Here is a 21057-nt window from a genome sequence, read left to right as displayed (position 1 = left end):
GGCCACACTCCCGTCCCACCGCACCTGCGAGCCCGCCGGGACTCCGGTTCGGGCGTGCTCAGAGCCTAGTTCACGCTCTGCGACGTTCCCGGAAGAGCAGGGCGGGCGCATCCCCCGATCGGATCAGCAGATCGTAGGACCGACGGCGTCGGAGCCACGCTCCTCAGGGGCGCGGGGAGCCGCGCGACCAGCCACACCGCCGCCGCACCCGGCCGACGGCCTTCGCGGCACCCATCCGTCGCGGCACCCCCAGCGGAGCGCCTACGCCTCGAAGGGCCGCGCCGGCCACGGGGCCTGCGCCGGGCGCAGCGCGTCCAGGCCGTCACCGGCCCGCGCGGCGACCAGCGACAGGACGCCCACCACGAGGCAGTTGTTGTGGAGGTCGCCGGCCAGCACGCCCCGGACCAGATCCTCGACCGGCACCCGGTCGAGCTCCATGTCGGCCTCTTCCTCCGCGACCGCGAAGCGCTCGCCCTCGGCCTCGGACAGATCGCGCGCGAGGAAGATCCGCACGGCCTCGTCGCAGCCGCCGGGGGTGGTGTAGACGTCGGTCAGCACCCGCCAGTCCTCGGCCTTGACGTGCGCCTCCTCGTACAGCTCGCGCTGCGCGGCGTGCAGCGGGTTCTCGCCGGGTACGTCGAGCAGCCCGGCCGGGATCTCCCACAGCTTGTGGCGCACGGGGTGGCGGTACTGGCGCAGGACCAGGACGCGGTCGGCCTCGTCGAGGGCGAGGACGGCGACGGAGCCGGGGTGGACCTGGTAGTCACGGCCGACCACGGTGCCGTCGGGCATGACCACGTCGTCGGTCCGGACGGAGGTCTTGTTGCCCACGAAGGGCGTGTCCGTCGCCCGGATCTCCCATGCCTCCGGGGTGTCCTTGATCGTCATGCCTGTCCTTCCACGTACCCAACACGACCTGCGGAAACGAAACCGGGGTGCACACCCTTTGAAGGGATGCACCCCGGCCACCGTACAACTGGTGTGTTACTTCGAAGTCTTCCGCTCGACCGCGGCCTTGACGAGCCCGGCGAACAGCGGGTGCGGGCGCGTCGGGCGCGAGCGCAGCTCCGGGTGCGCCTGCGTGGCGACCAGGTAGGGGTGGACGTCGCGCGGGTACTCGACGTACTCGACGAGCTTGCCGTCCGGCGAGGTGCCCGAGAACAGGATGCCCGCCCTCTTCTCCAGCTCGGCGCGGTAGGCGTTGTTCACCTCGTAGCGGTGCCGGTGCCGCTCCTCGACGTACTCCTTGCCGTCGTACACCTCGCGCACGATCGAGCCCTCGGCCAGCTTGGCCGGGTACATGCCGAGCCGCATGGTGCCGCCCATGTCGCCGTCACCGGCGACGATGTCCATCTGCTCGGCCATGGTGGAGATGACCGGGTGGCCGGTGGCGGGGTCGAACTCGGTGGAGTTGGCGTCGGAGATGTCGGCCAGGTTCCGCGCGGCCTCGATCACGATGCACTGCAGGCCGAGGCAGAGGCCGAGCAGCGGCACCTTGTTCTCGCGGGCGTAGCGGATGGCGCCCACCTTGCCGTTCACGCCGCGCTCGCCGAAGCCGCCGGGGATGCAGACGCCGTCGACGTCGCCGAGCTGGGCCGCGGCGCCGGCCGGGGTCTTGCAGTCGTCGGAGGTGACCCACTTGATCTTCACGCGGGCCCGGTTGGCGAAGCCGCCGGCGCGCAGCGCCTCGGTCACCGACAGGTAGGCGTCGGGCAGGTCGATGTACTTGCCGACCAGGGCGAGGGTGATCTCGTGGTCGGGGTTGTGGACGCGGTCGAGCAGGTCGTCCCAGGTCGTCCAGTCGACGTCGCGGAACGGCAGGTCCAGCTTGCGCACGACGTAGGCGTCCAGGCCCTCGCCGTGCACGGTCTTGGGGATGTCGTAGATCGAGCGGGCGTCGGGGCAGGCGACGACGGCTGCCTCGTCGACGTCGCACATCAGCGAGATCTTCCGCTTGATCGCGGTGGGCACCTCGCGGTCGCAGCGCAGCACGATCGCGTCCGGCTGGATACCGATGTTGCGCAGGGCCGCAACCGAGTGCTGGGTGGGCTTCGTCTTCAGCTCACCCGAGGGGCCGATGTACGGCAGGAGCGAGATGTGGACGACGAAGACGTTGTCACGGCCGACCTCGTGCCGGACCTGGCGGACGGTCTCCAGGAACGGCAGCGACTCGATGTCGCCGACCGTGCCGCCGACCTCGGTGATCACGACGTCGACCTCGTCGGTCGCCATGCGGCGGATGCGGTGCTTGATCTCGTTGGTGATGTGCGGGATGACCTGCACGGTGTCGCCCAGGTACTCGCCGCGCCGCTCCTTGGCGATCACCGTGTTGTACACCTGGCCGGTGGTCACGTTGGCGGAGCCGTCGAGGTCGCGGTCGAGGAAGCGCTCGTAGTGGCCGATGTCCAGGTCGGTCTCGGCGCCGTCGTTGGTGACGAACACCTCACCGTGCTGGAAGGGGTTCATCGTGCCGGGGTCGACGTTGAGGTACGGGTCGAGCTTCTGCATCACGACGCGCAGGCCCCGGGCCTTGAGCAGCATGCCGAGGCTGGAGGCCGTGAGGCCCTTGCCGAGCGAGGAGGCGACACCCCCGGTGACGAAGATGTGCTTGGTCGTCGTGGAATTGGGCATGGCCAAGAGGGGGCTCCCGTGGTCGCGATCTGGAGGTGCGGTTCGGGGGTCAGACGCCCACCGGTCCACGGGCTACCAGCGTATCAGCGCTGCGAGGAAGTGGCTTCCGGCCACTCTCCGCACACATTCCGACACGGGGCGATCATGCTCACCGGCCCCTCACCCGTTGCTCACTCGTTCGGCGTACCCGCCTTGTCGCGACGGGCACCCGGAACATCCGCGTGCGTCGTATCCTGCTCGGACACTCGCTGCCGAGCCCGTCCGGCCCAACGGCACCACCCCCGCCCGTAAGCACCGGAACAACGTGAGCTCGGCAGTTCGTTGAGCAACAATTGGCGCTTTGCGTCACGGCTGAGTGACCTGTTTTGCTTCATCGCTCAACGACGCATTGCAAGACCTGCTGAAACCCCCTTGACCGCACTAGCGACAGCCCCCTTGCGGGGTGACGTGGCCGTTCGACTGGAGTTGCACGTGGCCGGGCGCATCGAAGACTACGCACTCATCGGAGACATGCAGACCGCTGCCCTGGTCTGCCGGGACGGGACGGTCGACTGGCTGTGCCTGCCCCGCTTCGACTCGCACGCCATCTTCGCCGGCCTGCTGGGCACCGAGGAGCACGGCTTCTGGCGGCTCGGCCCCGCGCACGCCTCCGACCAGGAGCCGCCCACCGCGGCGCGGCGCAGCTACCGCGGCGACTCGCTGATCCTGGAGTCCGAGTGGGACACCCAGCGGGGCACGGTCCGGGTGACCGATTTCATGCCGCCGCGTGACGGCGCCCCGCAGCTGATCCGGATCGTCGAGGGCGTCTCCGGCCGGGTGCCGATGCGCTCGGCGCTGCGGATGCGGTTCTCCTACGGGCGGGTGGTGCCGTGGGTGCACAAGCACGAAGGGCGGACGGTGGCCGTCGCGGGCCCCGACTCCGTGTGGTTCGACACATCCGTCGAGACGTACGGCAAGTCGCTGACGACCTACTCGGACTTCACGGTCGCGCCGGGCGAGCGGATCGCGTTCACGATCTCCTGGGAGCCCTCGCACAAGGAGCCGCCGCCGCTGCCCGAGCCGGAGCAGTCGCTGGAGGCGACGGAGGACTTCTGGCGCGAGTGGGTCGACCACTGTACGTACCACGGCCCCTACCGCGAGGCCGTGGTCCGCTCGCTGATCACGCTGAAGGCCCTGACGTACGCCCCGACCGGCGGCATCGTCGCCGCGCCCACCACCTCCCTGCCGGAGGACATCGGCGGCGTCCGCAACTGGGACTACCGCTACACCTGGCTGCGTGACGCGGCCATCACCCTGTCCTCGCTGCTGCGCACCGGCTACCGCGAGGAGGCCCGCGCCTGGCGCGAGTGGCTGCTGCGCGCGGTCGCGGGCGACCCGGAGAACCTGCAGATCATGTACGGCATCGCCGGCGAGCGCGAGCTGGGCGAGGCGGAGCTGGACTGGCTGCCGGGCTACGAGAACTCCGCCCCGGTCCGGGTCGGCAACGGCGCGGCCCACCAGCTCCAGCTGGACGTGTACGGCGAGGTCACCGAGGCCCTGCACCTGGCCCACATGACGGGCCTCGCGCGCAACGACTACGCCTCGCTGCTCCAGCTGAAGCTCATCCGCTACCTGGAGGGCCACTGGCAGGAGCCGGACGAGGGCATCTGGGAGGTGCGCGGCCCGCGCCGCCACTTCGTGCACTCCAAGGTGATGGCCTGGGTCGCCGTCGACCGCACGATCAAGCTGATCGAGTCCGGCGACGCGGACGGCCCGCTGGAGCGCTGGAAGGAACTGCGCGACGACATCCACCGGGACGTGTGCGAGCGGGGTTACGACAAGGAGCGCAACACCTTCACGCAGTCCTACGGCTCCAGGGAGCTGGACGCCTCGCTGCTGCTGATCCCTCAGGTGGGCTTCCTGCCGCCGGACGACAAGCGGGTCATCGGCACGATCGAAGCGATCCAGCGGGAGCTGTCCACGCCGGACGGCTTCATCCTGCGCTACCCGACCGAGGGCGCCGACGAGGGCGTCGACGGTCTGCCCGGTGACGAGGGCGCGTTCCTCGCCTGCTCGTTCTGGATGGCCGACGACCTGGCGATGATCGGCCGCGTGGACGAGGCCCGCAAGCTGTTCGAGAAGCTGCTGTCCCTGCGCAACGACCTCGGTCTGCTGGCCGAGGAGTGGGACCCGCGCCTGCAGCGCCAGGTGGGCAACTTCCCGCAGGCCTTCAGCCACGTGCCGCTCATCGACACGGCGCTGCGGCTGACGGCCTCGGGCGCGTACGGCGGCTGAGCGAGGGCCCGGGAGCGTCACCGCGGTTTGAGGGCCGTGAGCGTGCGCTCCCCCGCCGGGTCGCCCGCCGTGGCCGGGACCAGCGCGACCTCGTCGAGACCGGCCTCGGCGTAGGCGTCGACGCGGGCGCGGACGGTGGCGGCGTCGCCGACCAGGGCGACCGTGCCCGCGGCCTCGGGCGGCAGGGCCCGCAGCAGGGTGTCCCGGTCGGCGCCCTTCACGGCCAGTTCGACGACCTCGGCGAACCCCGCGTCGACGAACATGTCGCTGTAGCCCGGCACGCAGAGGTAGCCGACCACGCTGCGCAGGATCTGCGTGAGCGACTCCGGCTCCGGGTCGACGGCGGCGGGCAGCCAGGCCGCCAGCCGCGGCGGGGTGCGCCCCGCCTTCTCGGCGGCCGCCAGCATCCGCGCCCGCAGCGTCCGCACCTGCCCGGGCGAGACGAGGTCGAGGAGCATCCGGTCGGCGTGCCCGACGGCCGCGGCGACCGCGCGCTCGCCGAACGCCGCGACGGTGAGCATCCCGCCGGGCGGCGGCAGCCGGCGCCGGAAGCCGCTGCCGGGCACGACCGGCTCGCCCGGCACGCTGTCCATCAGCGCCCGTACGGCCGCGGCCGACTCCTCCAGGGCCGCGGCGGGCCGGGTACGCGGCCGGCCGTGCACGCCCTCGACGACCCGCTTGCTGGAGGTGCCGAGGGCCACACCGACGGGCCGGCCGGTGACGGCCGCGGTGGAGGCGGCGCCCCGGACGACGGTCAGCGGATCGCGCACGTTCACCGGCACGGGCCCGGCGGTCAGCGCGACCCGCTCGGTGGCCGCGCCGATCGCCGTCGCCAGGACGAACGAGTCCCAGGTCGGCCCCTCGCCCGCCCACACCTCCCGGTAGCCGAGCCGGTCGGCGAGCACCGCGACCCGCAACGGCTCCTCGACCGGGCTGTCGTCCTCTCGCCCCACCGCGACCACGCTCATGTCCATGACGGCGCCCGTACCCGGTCGCCCGGGCCGTAATCCGCAGGGATCCGCCGCGCGCCCGGCCCGGTGTGACCGTCCCGGTACCTGTCCGCAGATGTCCGAGGGGCACCCGCCCGGGTAGCGTCCGGCCCATGGAGAGCGGGACGGACAGCGGCTACGACACCCAGGGCGCCGGGATCACCGTGCGGCGGGCGCTGGAGCTGCCGGGGCTGCGCAGCGGACTGCCCGAGGTGCTGGCGGGCGCCGACCGGCTCGGGCGGACCGTGCGCTGGGTGCACGCCGGCGAGGTGCCGCACATCGCCTCCCTGCTCAAGGGCGGCGAACTCCTGCTGACCACGGGCTACGGCCTCGGCACCCGCCCGGCCGAGCAGCGGGCGTTCGTGCGCACGCTGGCCGAGCGGGGCATCGCGGCCTTGGTGGTGGAGCTCGGCCCGCGCTTCACCCGGCTGCCCGCGGCCCTGGTCGACACGGCCCGCTCGGCCGGGCTGCCGCTGGTGCAGCTGCACCGCGAGGTGCCGTTCGTCACCGTGACGGAGGAGATCCACACCGAGATCGTCAACGGCCACTACGCGCTGCTCCAGCGGGCCGAGGAGGTGCACCGGCGCTGCACGCGGGCCGTGCTGAGCGGCGGCGGGGTGCCCCAGGTGCTCTCCATCCTGGCCGACTTCGGCGCCAACCCGGTCTTCCTGGAGACGGCGGAGGGGCAGCTGCTGTACGCCGCCGGGGCCGGTCCCCAGGGCGCGGACCCGCTCCAGGTGTGGGAGGGGCTGCGCGGCCAGCACAAGGACGAACCGCCGCTGGCGGGCTCGCTGTTGGTGGACGTGCCGGGCGGCGGTCCCGGCAGCGGGGGCGTCCGGGCGCGTCTGGTGCTGCTTCCGGTCCGGACGCCCCTGGCGCCGGTGCACCGGATGGCCGCCGAGCGGGCCGCGGGCATCCTGGCCGTGGTGCTGATGCAGGCGCGGCAGGAGGAGGAGCTGGCGGCGCGCGGGCGGGGCGACTTCCTCACGGACCTCGCCGAGGGCCGGGTCACGGCCGAGGACGCCCCGGCGCAGGCCCGGGTGCTGGGCTTCCGGCCGGTCGAGGGGCCACTGCTGCCGGTCGTCATGCGGCTCGGCGACGCGCTGGCCCCCGGGGGAGGCTGGGCGGTACTGGCCCGGGCCGTCTCGGAGGAGCTGGCGGCGGTGGGCGTGCCGGTGCTGCTCGGGGTGCGGCCGGTGGAGGGGCGGGTGCTGGTGCTGCTCGGGCTGCGCGCCGAGGCGGAGCGGGCGACGATCGCGGACCGGGTGGCGGCGGCTTTGCGGGCCGGGGTGGGCCGGGCCGGGATGCTGCGGCCGGGCGGGCAGCCGCCCGTGGTGGTCGTCGGGGTGGCCGGCGGCTGGACGGCGGCGGCGTCGGGCCTGCGGCACGCCGCCGAGACGGCCACGGCCGCCCAGGGCCTGCCGGACCGGCCCTGGTTCGACGCCCGCCGCCTGGACATCGACCTGCTGCTGTGGCGGCTGCGCGACGATCCGGACCTGGCGGCCTTCGTCGACCGGGCCCTCGGACCGCTCCTGGAGCACGACCGCCGCTCCCGGCCGCCGCTGCTGCCCACCCTGACGACCTACCTCGCCCACGCGGGACGCAAGGCGGAGACGGCCCGGGAGCTGCATCTGAACCGGCAGACGCTCTACAACCGGCTGGCGCGCATCGGGGAGTTGCTGGGCACGGACCTCGACGATCCGCAGACGGTGCTGGCCCTGAGCCTGGCCCTGCGGGCCCGGCGCCATGTGCCCCGGGCGGCGCCGACGAGGGCTCCGGGGCCCTAGGCGAGAGGCAGGGGCCGGGTCAGTTCGTCGTAGACGCTGAGCACCTGGGCGACGGTCTCGTCCTCGGTCGGCCAGGTCGCCGCCTGCCGGGCGCCCTTGTCCTGCAGCCGGGCCCGGCGCTCGGGGTCGCCGAGCAGGCCCACGACGGACGCGGCGAGGGCCTGGGCGTTTCCCGACGGGACGAGTTCGGCCGCGTCGCCGACCAGTTCGGGGATGCCGCCGGCATCGGTCGCGACGAGCGGCACGCGCGCGTGGAGGGCCTCCTGGGCGAGCACCGAGCGGGCCTCCCAGCGGCTCGGCAGCAGGGCGAGGTCGGCGGCGGCGAGCAGGTCGGTGATGTCGTCGCGGCGTCCGATGAGCCGGACCGGCAGGCCCTCGTTCTCGATCCGCTCCTGGAGTTCCCCGCGCAGCGGCCCCTCCCCCACGATCACGACCAGGGGCAGGGGGTCCAGGCGGCGCCACACGCGGGCGGCGTCCAGCAGCACGTCGTAGCCGCGGTGCCGCTCCAGGGAGCCGACGGCCATGAGCAACGGCCGTCCGGTCGCGCCGAGTTCGGCACGGACCTTGGGCCGCAGCCGGTCGGGGTCCTCCGGCTCGGCGGGCCTGCGGGGGCCGGGCAGCGCCACGGCGGCCAGCCGCGCGTCCCGGGCGCCCGTCAGCCGGGCCCGGTCCACGAGCGCCGAGGTCGTGCCCAGCACCACCGTGGCCGCCTTGACGACCCGCCGCTCCAGGACGCGCAGCAGATGGGCCCGCGCACCGTCGGCGTGCGCCCGGTCGTGCCACGTCACGACCAGCGGGGTCCGCACGCGCCGCCCGCTGAGCGCGAGGACGGTCCGGAAGGAGGCGTGCAGCCCGTGGGCGTGCACCAGATCGGCGTCGGCGCAGGCCGCCCGCAGCGCCGCCACCGACACGGGGTCACTGCTGCGCGGCACGTGCACATGGTCGGCACCGACCCCGCTGAAGTCGTAGGCGCGATCCGCCTCGGCGGGGGCGCACACCGTGACTCTCACGCCCCGAGCGACGAGCCCCGCGGCCAGCGAGCGCACATGCGCACTGCTGGCGGCATTACCCCCGCCCAGCACCTGCACGGTGCGCAGCGGCGACTGGCCAGGCGGTGAGTGGCTGCTCACGGGCGTCACGTGGCCGGGCTCCTGGTTCGGTCGGGCGGTCACGGCGCGGTTTCCCACGCGTACTCCGCCAAGGATGCCAGCACATACGGGGGTTCCGGGAACGCCGGAACCCCGGCGGCGCGACAGCGGGGCGCGGCAGCGGGGAAACGCGCCGGGCCGGGTCACCCACACGAGTGAAGTTTGGTGACCCGCCCGACGTCACAACGCCCTCCGGCTACAGGTCCGCCCGTGCCGTCGCCAGCAGCTCCTCCGCATGCGCCCGGGCCGTCTGCGAGTCCTCCTGGCCGGCGAGCATACGGGACAGCTCCCGGACCCGCTCCTCCCCTTCCAGGACCTTGACGCCGGAGCGGGTCACGGACCCGTCGTTCGTCTTCTCGACCAGCAGCTGCCGGTCGGCGAAGGCGGCCACCTGCGGCAGATGCGTCACGACCACGACCTGCGCGGTCTTCGCCAGGCGCGCGAGGCGCCGGCCGATCTCGACCGCCGCCTTGCCGCCGACCCCGGCGTCGACCTCGTCGAAGAGGTACGTCGGCACCGGGTCCGTCCCCGCGAACACGACCTCCACGGCCAGCATCACGCGGGACAGCTCACCGCCGGAGGCGCCCTTGGCGATCGGCCGGGGCGGCGCGCCCGGGTGCGGGGCCAGCAGCAGCTCCACCTCGTCCACACCGGCGGGCCCGTAGGCGACGGGCCGCCCGCCGACCTCGACGCCCTCGGGGTCCTCGGTCTGCCGGATGTCGAAGGACACGCGCGCGTGCGGCATGGCGAGGGAGGCCAGCTCCGCGGTCACGGCGGCGGCGAACCGCTCGGCGGCCTCCGTCCGCGCGTCCGTCAGGGTTTGCGCGAGTCCGCCCAGTTCGGCCCGCAGGGCGTCCCGCTCGGCGGTCAGCTCCCCGATCCGCTCGTCGTCGCCGTCGAGTTCGGTCAGCCGGGCGGCACCGTTCTCCGCCCAGGCCAGCACGGCGGCGACGTCCTCGCCGTACTTGCGGGTCAGTCCGGTGAGCGCGGCCCGTCGTTCCTCGACGGCCGCCAGCCGCAGCGGATCGGCGTCCAGGTCGTCGGCGTAGCCCGCGAGGTCCCCGGCCGCGTCGCGCAGCAGGATGCCGATCTCGCCGATGCGGTCGGCGAGCGCGGCCAGCGCCGGGTCGTGCGACCGTACGGCGTCCAGGGCCCGCTGGGCGCCCGCGACGAGCGTCCCGGCGTCGACGCCCTCGGGGTCCTCCGGGTTGCCCGCGAGCGCGGCGTGAGCGGCCGCGGCGGCGGACGCCAGCGCCTCGGCGTGCCCGAGCCGCTCGGCCTCCTCGGCCAGCTCCACGTCCTCGCCGGCCCGGGGCTCGACGGCGGCGATCTCGTCGAGCCCGTAGCGCAGCAGGTCGGCCTCCTGGGCCCGTTCCCGCGCGCGCGTGGTGATCTCGTCGAGCTCGGCGGAGACGGCCCGCAGCCGCTTGTACGCCTCGGCGTACTTGGCCAGCGGCACGGCGACCGCGTCGCCCGCGTACCGGTCGAGCGCCTGCCGCTGCCGGGACAGCTTGAGCAGCCCCTGCTGGTCGGTCTGCCCGTGGACGGCCACCAGCTCGTCGGCGAGCTCCGCGAGGACGCCCACGGGCACGCTGCGTCCGCCGAGGTGCGCCCGGGAGCGGCCCTCGGCCGAAACGGTACGGCTGATCAGCAGGGCACCGTCGTCGAGCTCGGCCCCGGCCTCCTCGGCGCGCAGCGCGGCCGTGTCGTCCGGGGAGACGGTGATCCGCCCCTCCACGACGGCCTTCCCGGCCCCGATCCGCACGAGTGCCGGGTCCGCCCGCCCGCCCAGCAGCAATCCCAGGCTGGTGACCACCATGGTCTTGCCCGCACCCGTCTCACCGGTGACCGCGGTGAACCCCGGCGACAGCTCGACGACAGCGTCGTCGATCACACCGAGCGACCGTATCCGCATCTCCTCCAACACGGACACGACCTTACGAGGTCCGGCCCTGGGATTGCGACCGGCCTGCCTTTGTCACCCACCTGAGTGGAAGTGGCTCTCCCGGGGGCGCGGGGAACCGCGCGACCAGCCACAGAAGGACCCGCACCCGCCGCCGACGGGCCGGCAGGTCAATGAGGAGCGCCCCGCCACCCGGAAACTGGCAGCGCGAACTTCGCCACCAGCCGGTCCGTGAACGAAGCGTGGTGCAGCCGGGCCAGCCGCACCGGCACGGCCCCCCGCCGCACCTCCACCCTCGCCCCGGCCGGCAACTCGACCGTCCGCCGCCCGTCGCACCACAGCACACCCGGCGGAATGTGAGGCAGAACCTCCACGGCCAGCACGGAATCCGGCGAGGTCACCAACGGCTTCGCGAACAGCGCGTGCGCGGAGATCGGCACCATCAGCAGCGCCTCGACCTCCGGCCACACCACCGGCCCGCCCGCGGAGAAGGCGTACGCGGTCGATCCCGTAGGCGTGGCGCACACGATCCCGTCGCAGCCGAACCCCGTGACCGGCCGCCCGTCGATCTCCAGGACGACCTCCAGCATCCGCTCGGCGGACACCTTCTGCACGGCCGCCTCGTTCAGCGCCCAGTCGGTGTGCACGATGTCGCCGTTCTGGTGCACCACGACGTCGACGGTCATCCGCTCCTCGACCTCGTACGCCTTGGTCACCACCCGGTCGACAACCTTGTCGAGGTCGTCGCGCTCGGCCTCGGCGAGGAAGCCGACCCGCCCGAGGTTGACGCCGAGCATCGGCACCCCCGACGCCCGCGCGAACTCGGCGCCGCGCAGCAGCGTCCCGTCGCCGCCCAGCACGATGAGCAGCTCGCACCCGTCGAGGCACTGCGGGGTCGCCTCCTTGACCAGCACCACCTCGTCCGGCAGCGGCAGGTCCCGTGCCTCGTCCTCCAGGACGCGCACGCCGAGGCCGGAGCGCAGCAGCCCCTTCACCACGAGCTCGGCACTGCGCACGGCCGCGGGCCGGCCCGTGTGGGCGAGCAGGAAAACAGTACGAGCTCGGTTCTCGGTCAACGCGGCCCCTCCGCCACTGCTCGGTCAACGTCGGCCGGGTCCAGTTCCGGTGCCCCGGCCCGCAGCCACAAGAAGTATTCGACATTCCCCGACGGTCCGGGCAGCGGACTGGCGGTCACGCCCTTGGCCCCGAGCCCCAGTCCCCAGGCCTTCCGGGCCACCCCCCGGACCGCCTCGGCCCGCAGCTGGGGGCTGCGTACGACTCCCCCGCTGCCGAGCCGCTCCTTGCCCACCTCGAACTGCGGCTTGACCATCATCACCAGGTCGGCGTCCGGTTTCACGCACCGCACCAGGGCGGGCAGGACCAGCCCGAGCGGGATGAAGGACAGATCCCCCACGACAAGATCCACAGGCTCCCCATCGATCGCTTCAAGCGTCAACTCGCGTACGTTCGTACGGTCCTTGACGGTGACGCGTTCATCGTTCCGCAGGGACCAGGCGAGTTGGCCGTATCCGACGTCCACGGCGACGACGTGCGCGGCGCCCGCCCGCAGCAGGACGTCGGTGAACCCACCGGTCGACGCGCCGGCGTCCAGCGCCCGGCGGCCCTCGACGGCGAGGCCCTGCGGCACGAACACCTCCAGCGCGCCGGCGAGCTTGTGGCCGCCCCGGGAGACGTAGTCGGGATCGTTCTCGTCTGCCGCGACGACGATCGCGGCGGCGGTCTCCACCTGCGTGGCCGGTTTCGTCGCGACGGTCTTGCCGACGGAGACCCGCCCCGCGGCGATCAGCTGGCCGGCGTGCTCACGCGAGCGCGCGAGCTTGCGGCGGACCAGCTCCGCGTCCAGACGGCGTCGTGCGACTCCTGCCACGTTCGGTTCAGCTCCTCGGTCCAGACGGCGGCGGGGGCGCCGGAGGTCCCGGGCGTACGTCGAGCGCGGTCAGCGCGTCGCGCAGCCCCCGGTGTACATCCTCGTACACCTCGATGTGCCCGTCCGTGGCGAGGTGGTCCGCGTCGCCGAGCCGGGTCAGGGCGGCGTCCACGCCGGCGTCGCCGGTGGGCGTGCGGGGCACGTTCAGGGGGGCGGGGGCGGCCGGGTCGGGCTCGGGCTCCGCCTGCTGCGCCTCCGCCGGGAGGTCCCTCGGGGGAACTGCGTCGTCCATGCCCCGACGCTACCGCGAACCGCTGCGGTACCGTCGATCGCGATGGCCACGATCGAGGAGTGCCGCAGCGCACTCGACAAGCTCTCGGACAGCATGCAGCGCGCCGAAGGGGACGTCCGCGAGGCCGCGGCCCTGGACCGCTCGGTGAGCTGCCACATCACCGACCTGGACGTCACCTTCGTGGGCCGGATGCGGGGCGGCCGGATCGAGGTGCGCGACACGGTGCCCGGACCGCCGCCGGACAAGGCCGAGATCAGACTGGCCATGACCGGCGACGACCTGGTGGCCCTGGTCGACGGCGGGCTGAACTTCGCCACGGCCTGGGGCTCGGGCCGGGTGAAGCTGCACGCGGGGCTGCGGGACCTGCTCCGCCTCAGGAAGCTTCTGTAGCGGCGACCTTCTCCGCCCCGGTCTCCACCGGGGTCCGCGTCCCGGCCGTGTCCCGCACGCGTGCCCTGCGCGCCGCCGGCACGACCAGGGGCGTGCCCGTCTCCGGGTCGTCGATGACCTGGCAGCGCAGTCCGAAGACCTCCTCGACCAGCTCGGCCGTGACGATGTCGTTCGGCGCGCCCTCGGCGATGACCGTGCCCTGACGCAGGGCGATGAGATGCGTGGCGTAGCGGGCGGCGTGGTTCAGGTCGTGCAGCACGGCCACCAGCGTGCGCCCCTGCTCCTCGTGCAGCTGGGCGCACAGGTCCAGGACGTCGATCTGGTGCTGGATGTCCAGGTACGTCGTCGGCTCGTCGAGCAGCAGCAGCGGCGTCTGCTGGGCCAGCGCCATGGCGATCCACACGCGCTGGCGCTGACCGCCCGAGAGCTCGTCGACGTAGCGGTCGGCGAGTTCGGCGACGCCGGTCTGGCGCATGGACTCCTGGACGACCCGCTCGTCCTCGGTGGACCACTGGCGCAGGATGCCCTGGTGCGGGTAGCGGCCGCGGCCGACCAGGTCGGCGACGGTGATGCCGTCGGGCGCGATGGACGACTGGGGCAGCAGGCCGAGCGTGCGGGCGACCTTCTTCGCGGGCAGGGACTGGATGACCTGCCCGTCGAGCAGCACCCGGCCCTCACTGGGCTTGAGCATCCGCGACAGCGCCCGCAGCAGCGTCGACTTGCCGCAGGCGTTGGGCCCGACGATCACGGTGAAGGAGTTGTCGGGTATCTCCACCGACAACTGCTCGGCGATGACCCGCTGGTCGTAGGCGAGGGTGACGTTCTCGGCGGACAGACGGTTCACGGTGCTCCTTCGGTTGTTCAGCCCGCTGCTGTTGCTGCTCCGGGCGCTCGTGCCCGCCGCGGTGCCGGTACTCATATCCGCCCCGCCTTGCGTTCGGTGACCAGCAGCCACAGCAGGTAGACGCCGCCGAGCACGCCGGTGACCACCCCCACGGGCAACTGCTCCGCGCCGAACGCCCGCTGCGAGGCCCAGTCGGCGACGACCAGCAGGGCGGCGCCCATGCACACCGAGGCCAGCAGGTTCGGGCCGGGCGACCGGGTCAGCCGCCGGGCCAGCTGCGGAGCGGTGAGCGCCACGAAGCTGACGGGACCGGCCGCGGCGGTCGCGGAGGCGGTGAGCAGCACCGCCGCGACCATCAGCAGCAGCCGCACGCGCTCGACCCGCACCCCGAGGGCGTACGCCACGTCGTCGCCCATCTCCATCATCCGCAGCCCGCGCCCGTTGGCCAGGACGAGCGGCACCAGCACGGCGCACAGGGCAAGCAGTGGCCACACCTGGGCCCAGTCGCGGCCGTCGAGCGAGCCGGTCATCCACACCACCGCGCGGGCCGCGTCCACGATGTCGGACTTGGTGAGCAGATAGCCGTTGACCGCGGTGACGATCGCGGAGACGCCGATGCCGACCAGGACCAGCCGGTAGCCGTGCACGCCCCGCTTCCAGGCCAGCACGTAGATCGCGAAGCCGGTCACCAGGCCGCCCGCGAGCGCACCGAGCGCGACCTGGTTGGCGCTGCCGGAGAACAGCACGATCATCGTGAGCGCGCCGGCCGTCGCGCCCTGGCCGAGGCCGAGCACGTCCGGACTGCCCAACGGATTACGGGAGATGGACTGGAACAGCGCGCCGCCCAGCCCCAGCGAGGCGCCGACCAGCAGCCCCACCAGCACCCGCGGCAGCCGCAGCTCGTTGACGATGAACTCCTGGCCCGCGTTGCCCTCGCCCACCAGCGTGCGCAGCACGTCGGCGGCCGGGATCGGGAAGTCGCCGGTGCCGATGAGCACCACGCTCGCCGCGAGCGCCACGACCAGCAGCAGGAGCACGACGACGAAAGCCCGCACGTCCAGGCGTATCGACAGCCCGCCCGGGGTCCGCACGGCACGGTGGATGCTCTTCGCGGCATCGTTGGTGGTCTTCGCGGCACCACTGGTGATCTTCGCGGCACCACTGGTGATCTTCACGGCACGGTTGGTGGTCTTCACAGCTGCGCCGTCCTCCGCCGTCGTACGAGAAAGATGAACACCGGCCCGCCGAGGATCGCGGTGACGATGCCCACCTGGAGCTCCGCCGGCCGGGCCACGATCCGGCCGATGACGTCGGCGCCGAGCAGCAGCACCGGCGACAGGATCGCCGCGTACGGCAGGATCCAGCGCAGGTCGGGTCCGGTGAAGGAGCGCACCACGTGCGGCACCATCAGCCCGACGAACACGATCGGCCCGCACGCGGCGGTCGCCGCCCCGCACAGCACGGTCGCGGCCAGCATCGACAGCGCCCGCGTCCGGTTCAGGTTGGCGCCGAGCGCCTTGGCGGTGTCGTCGCCCATGGCCATGGCGTTGAGCGGCCGGGCCAGGGCCAGCGCGAGGACCGTGCCGGTGAGCAGGAACGGCAGCACCTGCTCGATGGTCGAGTCGGTCGCCGCGGAGAGCGAACCGAGCGTCCAGAAGCGCATCTTGCCGAGCGCCGCGTCGTCCATGATCATCACGGCCTGGAGGTAACCGTAGAGCGCGGCACTGATCGCCGTACCGGCGAGGGCCAGCCGCACCGGTGTCGCCCCCCGGCTGCCGCCGAGGAACCAGACCAGCGCCCCGACCGCGGCCGCGCCGAAGAACGCGAACCACACATAGCCGCTGAGCGAGGTGACGCCCAGGAAGGTGATGGCCGTGACGACCGCGGCGGACGCGCCCGCGTTGATGCCGAGCAGTCCGGGATCGGCCAGCGGGTTGCGCGTGAGGGCCTGCAGGACCGCCCCGGCCAGTCCGAGGGCGGCACCGGCGAGCACCCCGAGCAGGGTCCGCGACAGCCGCTCGGCCACGACGACGTCGCCGTAGCTCCCCGAGTCCTCGAACAGGCCGTGCCACACCTGGCCGAGGGACAGCTCTTTCGCTCCGATCGCGATACTCGCCAGCGCGACGAGCACCAGGATCGCGACGGACAGGAGCAGCCCAAAGGCACGCGCCGCACGTCGGGTTGGGGGCGCGGGGGCGGTCTCCGCGCGATGTTCGGGGGGACTCTCGACCAACACGCAGTTAGGTTAGCCTACCCTCGCAACCGATCACGATGCGAGAGCCCGGCCGCCCCTCACACACGCGTGATCCTGCCCGCCCCGCCGCTGTCCAACCGGCGCTCACATCCCCAGCCGCGCCAGCGCCTTCCCGCTGTCCAGGCCGCACACCCCGTCACCGGCGGCCGACCACGCCGCGGCGCACAACGCCCGCAGACCGTCCAGCGCCTCGCCCTCGCCGTCGAGCTCCAGCCGGTCCGCCCCGGCCCTCGCCGTCCAGCCACCGCACCGGAACCCGCCCTCGCCCGCCTCGACGACGTCCGGCTGGCCGCCGAGCATCCCGCGCAGGTCGGCGTCCACATACGTCGGCCGGTGCTGCGGCGGAGCGGCCAGCAGCTGTGCAGCGTCGGTCACGCCCGTCAGGACGAGCAGCGAGTCGACCTCCCCGTTGAACGCGCCCTCGATGTCCGTGTCCAGCCGGTCCCCGACGACCAGCGGCCGCTCCGCCCCCGTCCGCAGGATCGTCTCCCGGTGCATCGGCGGCAGCGGCTTGCCCGCGACCTGCGGCTCGGCGCCCGTGGCGATCCGGACGACCTCCACCGCCGCCCCGTTGCCCGGCGCGATGCCGCGCCCGCTCGGAATCGTCAGGTCCGTGTTCGACGCGAACCACGGCACACCCCGGGCGACCGCGTAGGAGGCCTCGGCGAACCGGCCCCACGGCAGATCGGGCCCGCCGTACCCCTGCACGACCGCCACCGGATCGTCGTCCGCGGACTCGACCGGCTCCAGCCCCCGCTCCCGCAGCGCCACCCGCAGCCCCTCACCGCCGATGACCAGCACCCGCGCACCCCGCGGCACCTGCTCGCTGATCAGCCGCGCGACCGCCTGCGCGGAGGTGATGACGTCCTCCGCGCCCGTCGGTATCCCCAGCTCCGTCAGATGCCCGGCCACCGCGTCCGGGGTCCGCAGCGCGTTGTTGGTCACGTAGGCCAGACGCATCCCGCCCTCCCGGGCCGACGCCAGCGACTCGACCGCGTGCGCGATCGCGCTCCCGCCCGCGTAGACGACTCCGTCCAGGTCGAGCAGGGCCGTGTCGTAGGCCTCGCTCAGGGCCCGCCCACTGCCCTCGGGCCTCGTCCTGACACTCCGGCTCATCCCGCATCGCTCCTCGGTTCGGCGGCTTTCCCCCGATCATCCCCCATGCCACCGACACCCGTACGATGCCGGGATGAAGACAGCAGGTCACTCGGAGGCAACGGTGCACCGAGGCCTGGAACTCACCCCGTTCCGAGGCCTTCGTTACGACCCCGACCGAGTCGGCAGCCTTGCCGCCGTCACATCTCCGCCGTACGACGTCGTGGTGCGCCCCGACGGCCTGCACCACCTCGAATCCTCCGACCCGTACAACATCGTCCGCCTGATCCTCCCCCAGGCCGCCACCGTCGGCGCCCGCAACGAGCAGGCCGCCGCGACCCTGCGCCGCTGGCTGTCCGAGGGCATCCTCACCACCGACCCGGAACCCTGCCTCTACGTCTACGAGCAGCGCGACGGCGAGGGCATGCTGCAGCGCGGACTCATCGGCGCCCTGCGGGTGTCCGACCCGGCCGAGCAGGTCGTGCTGCCGCACGAGGACGTCATGCCGCATGTCGTCGAGGACCGCGCGGCCCTGATGCGGGCCACCTCGGCGAACCTGGAACCCCTGCTGCTGACGTACCGCGGTGACGACTCGTCGGCCGCGACGGCGGACCTGATCGAGCGCACGGCCGACCGGCCCCCACTCCTCGCGACCACCACGGAGGACGGCTTCCGCCACCGCCTGTGGGCGGTCACCGACCCCGCCGAGCTCACCACGATCCAGCACGGCCTGGCCCGCCACCAGGCCCTCATCGCCGACGGCCACCACCGCTGGGCGACCTACCGCCGCCTCCGCACGGAACACCCCTCGCCGAGCCCGTGGGACCACGGCCTGGTCCTCCTGGTCGACACGGCCCGCTACCCCCTCCGGGTCCGCGCCATCCACCGCCTCCTGCACGCCCTGCCGGTCGGCGAGGCCGTGGCCGCCCTGGACGGCCGCTTCCGCGTACGCCGCCTCGCTGTGCCGCTCGCCGAGGCCCTGGCGGCACTGGCGGACGCGGCCCGCGCGGGCAACGCGTTCCTGCTCGCCGGCGACGGCGCCTTCCACCTCGTCGACCACCCGGACCCGGACCTGCTGGCCCGCACGATCCCGGCCGACCGGCCCACGGCCTGGCGCACCCTGGACGCGACGGTCCTGCACGCCACGCTCCTGGAGCACGTGTGGCACATCCCCGAGGACTCCCCCGACCGCATCGCCTACATCCACGACACGGCCGCCACGGTCGCCAAGGCCGAGCGCGACGGCGGTACGGCCGTCCTGATGCACCCGGTCCGCGAGGAGGTCGTCCGCGACCTGGCCCGGCAGGGCGTGACCATGCCGCGCAAGTCGACGTCGTTCGGCCCGAAGCCGGCGACGGGGCTGGTTTTGCGCGCGCTGGACCTCTGACCCACGCCCCACGACGCACGAGGGGGCGGACCCCGGCCGGGATCCGCCCCTTTCACTCACGTTCCGACGTCAGTCCTTCTGCTCCGGCTCCTCAGGAGCTGCGTCGCCGTCCGCGCCGCCGCCCTTGACCTCATCGGTGCTCTCGTCGTCGTCCCCGTCGTCGGCGAGGACGTCCAGGAACTCCACGCCGTCCAGCTCGGCGAGCCGGTCCGAGGCGTCCGTGCTGCCGTCCCGGTCGGCCTCGACGGCCTTCGCGAACCACTCCCGCGCCTCGTCCTCACGCCCGGCGGCAAGCAGCGCGTCCGCGTACGCGTAGCGCAGGCGCGCGGTCCAGGGCTGCACCGCGTTGGCGGCCAGCTCAGGGCTCTGCAGCGTCACGATGGCCGCGTCCAGCTGCCCCATGTCCCGCCGCGCACCGGCCGCGACGAGCCGCATCTCGACCTGCCCGGCCTTGTCCAGCTTGTGCACCTCGGGCGCACCGGCCATGTCCAGCGCCTTCTCCGGCCGCCCGAGCCCACGCTCGCAGTCGGCCATGACGGGCCACAGGTCGATGTTCCCGGTCATCCGCTTGGCGGCCCGGAACTCGGCCAGCGCCTCGCCGTACTTCTGGTTGGCGTACGCGGCGAACCCGGCGGCCTCCCGTACGGCGGCGACTCGCGAGGCCAGCCGCAGCGCGATCCTGGAGTAGGCGTACGCGCCCTCGGGGTCCTCGTCGAGAAGCCGCGCGACCATCACCAGGTTCCTGGCGACGTCCTCCGCGAGGGTCTTCGGCAGGCTCTGCAGTTCCTGCCGAACGTCCTTGTCGATCTCGTCACCCGTGACGTCCTCGGGGATCGGCAGCCGCTTGATCGGCTCCCTGTCCCGCTCCCGCTCCTCACGGAACCGGCCGCCGCCACCACGCCGGTCGTCACGGCCGCCCCGGAAGCCGCCGGGACGCCCCCCGCGGTCGTCGCGCCGGGGCCCACGCCCACCACGGTCGTCACGGCCACCACGGAACCCACCACGGTCACCTTCACGCCGGTCGTCACGACGATCGTCACGCCGGTCATCACGTCGGTCATCGCGTCGGTCGTCCCGCCGGAACTCGCCGCGGCCGTCACCGCGCGGGCCGTCCTCACGACGGAACCCGGGACGCCCACCGCGACCGGCGTCATCGCGGTCACGACGGAACCCGCCACGGTCCCCGCGGTCGTCACGGCCCCGGAATCCACCACGGTCATCCCGCCGGAACCCACGGTCGCGGTCCCGGTCGTCACCACGGGACCCGCGGTCGCGGTCGTCACCACGGGCCCTGCGGTCGCGGTCGTCGCTACGGAAGCCGCGGCGCTCGCCGCGGTCGTCACGCCGGGGGAAACCGCCCCGGTCACCATCACGCCGGTCATCACGACGATCGTCCCGGCGGTCATCACGACGATCGTCCCGGCGGTCATCACGCCGGAATCCACCGCGCGGTCCACCGTCGTCGCGGCGCTGGAAACCACCGCGGTCGTCACGCCGGCGGTAGCCGCCGCCACGGTTGTCGTCACGACGACTGTCCTCACGACGACTGTCGTCGCGGCGGCTGTCGTCGCGGCGGCTGTCATCACGACGGAAGCCACCGCGCTCCCCGCGGTCGTCGCGACGGAAGGAAGGACGGTCACCGCGGTCGTCGCGACGGAAACCACCCCGGTCACGATCGTCACGCCGGCCGTAGCCGCCGCCACGGTTGTCGTCACGACGACTGTCCTCACGACGGCTGTCGTCCCGACGGTTGTCGTCGCGGCGGTTGTCGTCGCGGCGGTTGTCGTCGCGCCGGAATCCACCGCGCTCGCCGCGGTCGTCACGGCGCTCACCACGGTCGTTCCGACGGAAGCCGCCACGGTCGCCACGGTCCCCGCGCTGACCGCCGCGGTCGCTCCGGCCATCCTCCCGTCGCCGCTGGTCGCGCTCCGGTCGGTCGTCGGGAGAGTTGGTGGACATGGTGACTCCTGTCTTCGGTACCGCAAGTCATTCTCGCGCAGCCGGGTGCCCAGCGCGCAGTGCAAAAACAAAAAGGACCCCTGATCCCAGCTGAACGCTGGTGACCAGGGGTCCTTCCAAAGATTGTTCGGCGGCGTCCTACTCTCCCACAGGGTCCCCCCTGCAGTACCATCGGCGCTGTAAGGCTTAGCTTCCGGGTTCGGAATGTAACCGGGC

18 protein-coding genes and 1 rRNA gene are annotated in these 21057 nt (G+C 73.2%); 4 read left to right on the top strand and 15 right to left on the bottom strand.

The features are described from left to right. Window positions 1–261 precede the first annotated feature (261 nt). Both ABTZ58_RS35140 and pyrG read right to left on the bottom strand, forming a co-directional pair. Window positions 262–888: an NUDIX domain-containing protein gene (locus ABTZ58_RS35140; protein ID WP_309096547.1), complete on the bottom strand. Its 627-nt coding sequence runs from the start codon at window positions 886–888 to the stop codon at window positions 262–264. Between the two features lie 96 nt (window positions 889–984). Beyond that, the gene (gene pyrG, locus ABTZ58_RS35135) at window positions 985–2631 is read right to left on the bottom strand and encodes a CTP synthase (protein WP_351365941.1); all 1647 of its coding nucleotides are present in this window, start codon (window positions 2629–2631) and stop codon (window positions 985–987) included. 471 nt (window positions 2632–3102) lie between these two features. On the opposite strand from pyrG, the gene ABTZ58_RS35130 reads away from it, so the two are divergent. Next, a complete protein-coding gene (locus tag ABTZ58_RS35130) occupies window positions 3103–4905 on the top strand; it encodes a glycoside hydrolase family 15 protein (RefSeq protein ID WP_309096554.1) in 1803 nt (600 codons plus the stop codon). A gap of 17 nt (window positions 4906–4922) precedes the next feature. Here ABTZ58_RS35130 and ABTZ58_RS35125 read toward each other — a convergent pair whose 3' ends face one another. Continuing rightward, window positions 4923–5879, bottom strand: coding sequence for an LLM class F420-dependent oxidoreductase (locus tag ABTZ58_RS35125; RefSeq protein WP_351365938.1), 957 nt, complete (start codon window positions 5877–5879; stop codon window positions 4923–4925). A 128-nt stretch (window positions 5880–6007) separates the two neighbouring features. Here ABTZ58_RS35125 and ABTZ58_RS35120 point away from each other — a divergent pair, with 128 nt between their 5' ends. Next, window positions 6008–7681 carry a PucR family transcriptional regulator gene (locus tag ABTZ58_RS35120; RefSeq protein ID WP_351365936.1) on the top strand — a complete coding sequence of 558 codons (1674 nt, stop codon included), beginning with the start codon at window positions 6008–6010 and terminating at the stop codon, window positions 7679–7681. Here ABTZ58_RS35120 and ABTZ58_RS35115 read toward each other — a convergent pair. From ABTZ58_RS35115 to ABTZ58_RS35095, 5 genes are all read right to left on the bottom strand, one after another. Next, complete coding sequence (locus ABTZ58_RS35115; RefSeq protein ID WP_351365996.1) at window positions 7678–8820, bottom strand: glycosyltransferase family 4 protein; 1143 nt, start codon at window positions 8818–8820, stop codon at window positions 7678–7680. The genes ABTZ58_RS35120 and ABTZ58_RS35115 overlap by 4 nt on opposite strands. A 205-nt stretch (window positions 8821–9025) precedes the next feature. Continuing rightward, window positions 9026–10744, bottom strand: a complete 1719-nt coding sequence (gene recN / locus ABTZ58_RS35110; protein WP_351365994.1) for a DNA repair protein RecN — start codon at window positions 10742–10744, stop codon at window positions 9026–9028. A 158-nt stretch (window positions 10745–10902) separates the two neighbouring features. After that, window positions 10903–11808, bottom strand: coding sequence for an NAD kinase (locus tag ABTZ58_RS35105; RefSeq protein ID WP_094055423.1), 906 nt, complete (start codon window positions 11806–11808; stop codon window positions 10903–10905). Continuing rightward, the gene (locus ABTZ58_RS35100) at window positions 11805–12620 is read right to left on the bottom strand and encodes a TlyA family RNA methyltransferase (RefSeq protein ID WP_351365933.1); all 816 of its coding nucleotides are present in this window, start codon (window positions 12618–12620) and stop codon (window positions 11805–11807) included. The genes ABTZ58_RS35105 and ABTZ58_RS35100 overlap by 4 nt, the downstream gene beginning before the upstream one ends. Window positions 12621–12627: 7 nt before the next feature. Then, entirely contained in the window at window positions 12628–12912 is a 285-nt protein-coding gene (locus ABTZ58_RS35095) for a hypothetical protein (RefSeq protein ID WP_351365930.1), read from the bottom strand. 42 nt (window positions 12913–12954) lie between these two features. Here ABTZ58_RS35095 and ABTZ58_RS35090 point away from each other — a divergent pair, with 42 nt between their 5' ends. Further along, a complete protein-coding gene (locus tag ABTZ58_RS35090; protein ID WP_351365927.1) occupies window positions 12955–13302 on the top strand; it encodes an SCP2 sterol-binding domain-containing protein in 348 nt (115 codons plus the stop codon). Here ABTZ58_RS35090 and ABTZ58_RS35085 read toward each other — a convergent pair. The 4 genes from ABTZ58_RS35085 to ABTZ58_RS35070 form a co-directional block, all read right to left on the bottom strand. Next, on the bottom strand, window positions 13286–14221 hold the full coding sequence (locus ABTZ58_RS35085) for an ABC transporter ATP-binding protein (RefSeq protein ID WP_502996180.1): 936 nt from the start codon (window positions 14219–14221) through the stop codon (window positions 13286–13288). The genes ABTZ58_RS35090 and ABTZ58_RS35085 overlap by 17 nt on opposite strands. Then, a complete protein-coding gene (locus ABTZ58_RS35080) occupies window positions 14218–15294 on the bottom strand; it encodes a FecCD family ABC transporter permease (protein ID WP_351365991.1) in 1077 nt (358 codons plus the stop codon). The genes ABTZ58_RS35085 and ABTZ58_RS35080 overlap by 4 nt, the downstream gene beginning before the upstream one ends. Window positions 15295–15338: 44 nt before the next feature. Next, the gene (locus ABTZ58_RS35075) at window positions 15339–16382 is read right to left on the bottom strand and encodes a FecCD family ABC transporter permease (protein ID WP_351365921.1); all 1044 of its coding nucleotides are present in this window, start codon (window positions 16380–16382) and stop codon (window positions 15339–15341) included. A 102-nt stretch (window positions 16383–16484) separates the two neighbouring features. Further along, window positions 16485–17516, bottom strand: a complete 1032-nt coding sequence (locus tag ABTZ58_RS35070; RefSeq protein WP_351365918.1) for an HAD hydrolase-like protein — start codon at window positions 17514–17516, stop codon at window positions 16485–16487. A gap of 73 nt (window positions 17517–17589) precedes the next feature. Here ABTZ58_RS35070 and ABTZ58_RS35065 point away from each other — a divergent pair, with 73 nt between their 5' ends. Next, window positions 17590–18882 carry a DUF1015 domain-containing protein gene (locus ABTZ58_RS35065; RefSeq protein WP_351365915.1) on the top strand — a complete coding sequence of 431 codons (1293 nt, stop codon included), beginning with the start codon at window positions 17590–17592 and terminating at the stop codon, window positions 18880–18882. Window positions 18883–18951: 69 nt separating this feature from the next. Here ABTZ58_RS35065 and ABTZ58_RS35060 read toward each other — a convergent pair whose 3' ends face one another. From ABTZ58_RS35060 to rrf, 3 genes are all read right to left on the bottom strand, one after another. Next, window positions 18952–19722 (bottom strand): tetratricopeptide repeat protein, encoded by a 771-nt coding sequence (locus tag ABTZ58_RS35060; RefSeq protein ID WP_351365988.1) that lies wholly within the window; start codon window positions 19720–19722, stop codon window positions 18952–18954. Next, window positions 19614–20741: a hypothetical protein gene (locus ABTZ58_RS35055; RefSeq protein ID WP_351366006.1), complete on the bottom strand. Its 1128-nt coding sequence runs from the start codon at window positions 20739–20741 to the stop codon at window positions 19614–19616. The genes ABTZ58_RS35060 and ABTZ58_RS35055 overlap by 109 nt, the downstream gene beginning before the upstream one ends. A gap of 225 nt (window positions 20742–20966) precedes the next feature. After that, window positions 20967–21057: ribosomal RNA gene (gene rrf / locus ABTZ58_RS35050) — 5S ribosomal RNA — on the bottom strand; the annotation flags it as partial.

It is taken from the genome of Streptomyces sp. NPDC094143 (assembly GCF_040303825.1).
Classification (GTDB): Bacteria; Actinomycetota; Actinomycetes; order Streptomycetales; family Streptomycetaceae; genus Streptomyces.
The sequence above is the reverse complement of the archived record's forward strand: the minus strand, read 5'-3'. Positions and strand labels throughout refer to the sequence as shown.